Consider the following 6,596-nt stretch of genomic DNA (forward strand, 5'->3'; position numbering starts at 1 on the left):
TAATTGCTTTTGTTGCTTAGGAGTGATGAAAAATGAAATGGTCCTTACTCGAATTGAGAAAATACCAAGAGACACCGTTAACATTTCATGAGACCCTTGATCTTAAAGCGGAACTCATGGAGCGAGACAATTTAATACTAGATGTTGCGCCTGTTGCAGTCCAAGGGTTAGTCTCAGTTGATAAAAAAGGCTATCTGGTTCATTACACTGTGCAGACGACTCTGACTGTTCCATCTACGCGTTCTTTAGAACCGGTTGAATTACCGATGGACTTTGCTGTTGACGAATTGTTTATGACAAAAGAACAATATCAACTCAGAGATGACCAATTGTCTGCAGAAGAGATTTTGTTAATCGAAGATGCAAAACTTGACCTGACAGAATCAATTGAAGACAACATTTTATTGGCAATTCCGATGCGCGTATTAACAGAGGAAGAAGAACTCGCAACTGACCTACCGAAAGGAACAGATTGGGAAGTCGTTTCCGAAGAAGAATATGAGCGTAGAAAATCAGAAGATGCCAAGACAAAAGTAGATCCTCGTCTTGCAAAATTATCGGAACTTTTTGATGAACCATCAAATGAAGATGATAAAGCGTAAGATTGGAATATATTGCATCAATTAAGGTGCAAGACTTTACAAGGAGGTGTAGCAAAATGGCAGTACCAGCTAGAAGAACATCAAAAGCTAAAAAAGCAAAACGTCGTACACACTACAAATTGACAATCAAAGGTTTAAACGAATGTGCAAACTGTGGTGAAATGAAAAAAAGCCATCACGTATGTGCAAATTGTGGTTACTACGATGGTAAGGACGTAATGTCTAAAGAAGCTTAATACATTTTAATTAGAAAATGTAAAAACCTCAAGGCTAACCATGGAGCCTTGAGGTTTATTTTTTTGTGATACTTTAAAACTTTCCTAGCTCGTCCATTAATATTAAAACAACGTCATAAAAATATATGCTTCTTTGGTTTGCAATAGCGCCATGTTAAGCTATAATGATAGAGATTAGGGAGAACATCCCATATGTAGGAGGAGTTCATATGTCAAAACAACAAATCGGCGTTGTCGGTATGGCCGTAATGGGTAAAAACTTAGCCCTTAATATTGAAAGTCGTGGGTATTCAGTTGCCCTCTTTAACCGTACTGGATCAAAGACAACTGCTGTGGTGGAAGAACACCCAGACAAAAAATTTAAAGCAACTTATTCAATCGAAGAATTTGTCGATTCGATCGAAAAACCACGTCGAATCCTTCTAATGGTAAAGGCTGGTCCGGCAACGGATGCAACCATCCAAGAATTACTTCCGCATTTAGATAAAGGAGATATTTTAATCGATGGAGGAAATACTTTCTTCAAAGACACGATTCGTCGGAATGAAGAACTAGCTAACTCTGGTATCAACTTTATCGGCACAGGTGTATCAGGTGGGGAAGAAGGAGCCTTAAAAGGACCTTCAATCATGCCTGGTGGGCAAAAAGAAGCCTATGAATTGGTTGCGCCAATCTTAGAGCAAATCTCTGCTAAAGCAGAAGACGGGGCCCCTTGTGTGACTTACATCGGTCCTAATGGTGCTGGTCATTATGTCAAAATGGTTCATAACGGCATCGAATATGGCGATATGCAATTGATTGCAGAGTCTTATGACTTGATGAAAAACATCTTAGGCTTATCAGTTGAAGAAATGGCTGACATCTTTAAAGAATGGAATCAAGGTGAGTTAGACAGTTACTTGATTGAGATCACTGCAGATATCCTAACAAGAAAAGATGATGAAGGAACTGGGAAACCAATCGTTGATGTCATCATGGACGCTGCTGGTAACAAAGGAACAGGAAAATGGACGAGCCAAAGTGCGTTAGACCTAGGTGTTCCTTTACCATTGATCACAGAATCTGTTTTTGCTCGTTACATTTCAGCGTACAAAGACGAACGTGTCCAAGCAAGCAAAGTGCTAACCCGCACGAATGAGTTTTCATTTACTGGAGATAAAAAAGAGTTAATCGAAAAAATCCGTGAAGCATTGTACTTCAGCAAAATTATGAGTTATGCACAAGGTTTTGCTCAATTACGTGTTGCTTCTAAAGAATATGGTTGGGATCTGCCATTTGGTGAAATTGCTAAGATCTGGCGCGCTGGGTGTATCATTCGTGCTCGTTTCTTACAAAAAATCACTGATGCGTATGACAAGGATTCTGATATCGAAAATCTTTTATTAGATGATTATTTTGTCGACATCACCAATAAATACCAACAAGCAGTAAGAGATGTAGTCGCACTAGCTGTCCAAGCAGGCGTTCCAGTACCAACTTTTTCTTCTGCGATTGCTTATTTCGATTCTTATAGAGCAGAACGCTTACCGGCAAATATTATCCAAGCGCAACGTGATTATTTTGGTGCGCACACCTATGAACGGGTAGATAAAGAAGGAATCTTCCATTATTCATGGTATCATGAAGAGTAATCTTTTCGCTTCTTGAAGATGAAGAAAAATAAAAGATGACATGAGAGCTGGAGTCAACTGAAAAGAGAAGACTTCAGCTCTTTTTAAAAATTGTTATCCATGATAAAATGGTTATAGATTTTTAAGTAGATTATCGGTATAATAATAGAGTTTTGAAAAGCCCGTAGAATAGAAAGGAAAAAAATTGATGAGTAATATTCTAATCATTGAAGATGAGAAAAACTTAGCTCGGTTTGTCGAGTTAGAATTAAAGCATGAAGGCTACAATGCAGAAGTACATTACAATGGCCGTACAGGATTAGATGCAGCGTTAAACAATGAATGGGATGCTATTTTATTAGACTTGATGTTACCAGAATTAAATGGACTAGAAGTATGCCGTCGTGTCCGTCAAGTTAAAAATACACCAATCATTATGATGACTGCTAGAGACTCAGTAATCGATCGTGTCTCAGGATTAGATCATGGTGCAGATGACTATATCGTTAAACCTTTTGCGATTGAAGAATTATTAGCTCGTTTACGTGCCTTATTACGTCGTATCGACATTGAAGGAGACAAGAATGTAGCGAAACAAACAACGATCACCTATCGTGACCTAACGATCGAAAAAGAAAATCGTGTCGTACGACGTGGCAGTGAAGTCATTGAGTTAACAAAACGTGAATATGAATTGTTACTTACTTTGATGGAAAATGTAAATGTTGTATTAGCCCGTGATGTTTTACTAAACAAAGTATGGGGATACGAAACAGAAGTCGAAACGAATGTTGTGGATGTCTATATTCGTTATCTTCGTAATAAAATTGATGTTCCTGGAGAAGAAAGTTATATCCAAACTGTCCGTGGAACAGGCTATGTGATGCGCTCGTGATAAAACCGAAAAATTCTGAAAAAAGAGAACTTAAAGGTCCCTCCTTGACAATCAAGTGGGCCTTTGCAAGTTCTTTCTTTATATTCGTTGTTTTTACCATTTTTGCGGTCATTACGTATAAGTCTTCAATCAATCTAATCGTGGCAAAAGAGCGAAACAATGACGAACGAACGATCTCAGAAGTCGCTTCACGATTAGCCAATGCAAATGAAGAGCTGACATTAGTCAACACCTATCGCAACTTAACAAATGCAGAAAATAATACGAGCATCAGTGACACATCAATCATTGAAGGTAATTTGATGAAAATCGATTCGTTCATTTCTGAATTAGGACAATCTTCAATGGATCTATATGTCTATAACTTAGATGAAAAATTAATTTTTAAAACGCATGAAAAAGATCGTTCATTGATCCAAACAACTAGAAAAGTGCCAACGATCGTCACGTTAGATGGCAAAACTGGTTTTCTTTCTGTCCAGCCGATCTATTCTAAAGAAACGAGAGAAAAGATTGGTTATGCTCAAAGTTTTTATGAACTTTCATCTTTTTATGATATTCGGAACAAGTTATTATTGACACTCATCGTATTAGAAGTTGTTTCCTTGATTTTAAGTAGTATACTCGGGTTTTTCTTATCCTCTTATTTCTTAAAACCATTAAAGGTCTTACGAGACACGATGGATACGATTCGTAAAGACCCACAATCAGATATTCATATGCCGGAAATCGATACGAATGATGAACTAGCTGATCTTGCTGAAATCTTCAATGAGATGCTTGATCGCATGCGTCTTTATATTGAACAGCAAGAACAATTTGTGGAAGACGTTTCTCATGAATTAAGAACTCCAGTAGCAATCATTGAGGGACACTTGAGTTTATTGAATCGTTGGGGGAAAGATGATCCTGAAATCTTAGAAGAATCACTAGCTGCAAGCATGCAGGAAATTAGCCGAATGAAGAGTTTGGTTCAGGAAATGCTTGATCTTTCCAGAGCAGAACAAGTGGATATGCATTATGCGAATGAAACGACATTAGCGAAAGAAGTCACTTACCAGGTTTACAATAACTTCAAAATACTATATCCAGATTATGTCATTACTTTAGATGACGATTTAGCAAAAGAAGTGACTCTGCAAATTTATCGTAACCACTTTGAACAGCTAATCATTATTATTTTGGATAATGCAGTGAAGTATTCAACCAATCGAAAAGAAGTGCATATTTCGATTTCTTCTACATTGAGCGAATTTGAAATTGCGATTCAAGACTTTGGAGAAGGCATACCACAAGAAGACCTTAATAAGATTTTCAATCGCTTTTATCGTGTCGACAAAGCCAGAGCACGAACAAAAGGTGGTAATGGGTTAGGCTTATCCATCGCTAAGCAATTGGTTGAAAATTATAAAGGAAGAATCAATGCAGAAAGTGTCGTTGGGCAGGGTACCATTTTTAGGATCTTTATTCCGATTGTAAAAGAAGAAAACAAGTAAAGGGGGTTAACTTTACTTGTTTTTTTTATTCAAAAAACAAACAATATAGGGAAGTGCTCGAATTTATAAAAAACGTAAATACGCGGAACCGAACTTTTGTATCTGAATTGGTGTTAAACGCGCTGAAAAAACTATAAAAAAACGTCAAAATACTAATTATCGAGAGGAATATTCGCTTTTAAAAATTATAGTGAAAAATATGTTTTTTTCTATTGCATTTTTCGACAGTCCTTGATATATTATTATTTGTTCTGATAAAGCGTGATGAATTTCACTTTAAAATTTGTTGAAAAAACATATTGACGATGAAAAATCACCATGTTATAATAACGAAGTCGCTTAATTAAGAAGTGACGAAAAGATTGAAATATCAATGAAAAAAGTTGTTGACAAATAACAATTTAAATGATATGATAATCAAGTCGTTAAGAACACGGCAAACAACTCCGTCAAAAAAACTTGAAAAAAGTTATTGACAAAACCTTAAGAAAATATTAAGATATAAGAGTTGTTGAAAGAAAAATGTAGACCTTTGAAAACTGAACAAAGCAAAGACAAACCAAATGTGTAGGGCGTCTTGATTGATTCAAGACAACAAACATTTTTAACAAGCAAGCAATATGCTAGCAAACAATTGAGCTTAACAATCGTAAGATTGTTCGAACTTTTTATGAGAGTTTGATCCTGGCTCAGGACGAACGCTGGCGGCGTGCCTAATACATGCAAGTCGAACGCTTCTTTTTCCACCGGAGCTTGCTCCACCGGAAAAAGAGGAGTGGCGAACGGGTGAGTAACACGTGGGTAACCTGCCCATCAGAAGGGGATAACACTTGGAAACAGGTGCTAATACCGTATAACAATCGAAACCGCATGGTTTTGATTTGAAAGGCGCTTTCGGGTGTCGCTGATGGATGGACCCGCGGTGCATTAGCTAGTTGGTGAGGTAACGGCTCACCAAGGCGACGATGCATAGCCGACCTGAGAGGGTGATCGGCCACATTGGGACTGAGACACGGCCCAAACTCCTACGGGAGGCAGCAGTAGGGAATCTTCGGCAATGGACGAAAGTCTGACCGAGCAACGCCGCGTGAGTGAAGAAGGTTTTCGGATCGTAAAACTCTGTTGTTAGAGAAGAACAAGGATGAGAGTAACTGTTCATCCCTTGACGGTATCTAACCAGAAAGCCACGGCTAACTACGTGCCAGCAGCCGCGGTAATACGTAGGTGGCAAGCGTTGTCCGGATTTATTGGGCGTAAAGCGAGCGCAGGCGGTTTCTTAAGTCTGATGTGAAAGCCCCCGGCTCAACCGGGGAGGGTCATTGGAAACTGGGAGACTTGAGTGCAGAAGAGGAGAGTGGAATTCCATGTGTAGCGGTGAAATGCGTAGATATATGGAGGAACACCAGTGGCGAAGGCGGCTCTCTGGTCTGTAACTGACGCTGAGGCTCGAAAGCGTGGGGAGCAAACAGGATTAGATACCCTGGTAGTCCACGCCGTAAACGATGAGTGCTAAGTGTTGGAGGGTTTCCGCCCTTCAGTGCTGCAGCTAACGCATTAAGCACTCCGCCTGGGGAGTACGACCGCAAGGTTGAAACTCAAAGGAATTGACGGGGGCCCGCACAAGCGGTGGAGCATGTGGTTTAATTCGAAGCAACGCGAAGAACCTTACCAGGTCTTGACATCCTTTGACCACTCTAGAGATAGAGCTTCCCCTTCGGGGGCAAAGTGACAGGTGGTGCATGGTTGTCGTCAGCTCG

General features: G+C 39.2%; 5 protein-coding genes and 1 rRNA gene (1 of these 6 cut by a window edge). All 6 read left to right on the top strand.

Going from position 1 to position 6,596, the window contains the following annotated elements; all coding sequences use genetic code 11:
• Positions 1-32 precede the first annotated feature (32 nt).
• Complete coding sequence (locus tag IGL28_RS04480) at positions 33-602, top strand: YceD family protein (protein WP_010719638.1); 570 nt, start codon at positions 33-35, stop codon at positions 600-602.
• A 56-nt stretch (positions 603-658) separates the two neighbouring features.
• Positions 659-838, top strand: coding sequence for a 50S ribosomal protein L32 (rpmF, locus tag IGL28_RS04485; protein ID WP_010719637.1), 180 nt, complete (start codon positions 659-661; stop codon positions 836-838).
• 209 nt (positions 839-1,047) lie between these two features.
• Complete coding sequence (gene gndA / locus IGL28_RS04490; protein WP_063626846.1) at positions 1,048-2,469, top strand: NADP-dependent phosphogluconate dehydrogenase; 1,422 nt, start codon at positions 1,048-1,050, stop codon at positions 2,467-2,469.
• 187 nt (positions 2,470-2,656) lie between these two features.
• Positions 2,657-3,343, top strand: coding sequence for a response regulator transcription factor (locus IGL28_RS04495; protein WP_005875038.1), 687 nt, complete (start codon positions 2,657-2,659; stop codon positions 3,341-3,343).
• Positions 3,340-4,839 (top strand): HAMP domain-containing sensor histidine kinase, encoded by a 1,500-nt coding sequence (locus IGL28_RS04500; protein ID WP_010719635.1) that lies wholly within the window; start codon positions 3,340-3,342, stop codon positions 4,837-4,839. The genes IGL28_RS04495 and IGL28_RS04500 overlap by 4 nt, the downstream gene beginning before the upstream one ends.
• Positions 4,840-5,505: 666 nt before the next feature.
• A 16S ribosomal RNA gene (locus tag IGL28_RS04505) occupies positions 5,506-6,596 on the top strand (it continues 469 nt past the right edge of the window).

Source organism: Enterococcus sp. AZ077, from assembly GCF_051714965.1.
GTDB classification, from domain to species: domain Bacteria; phylum Bacillota; class Bacilli; order Lactobacillales; family Enterococcaceae; genus Enterococcus_B; species Enterococcus_B hirae.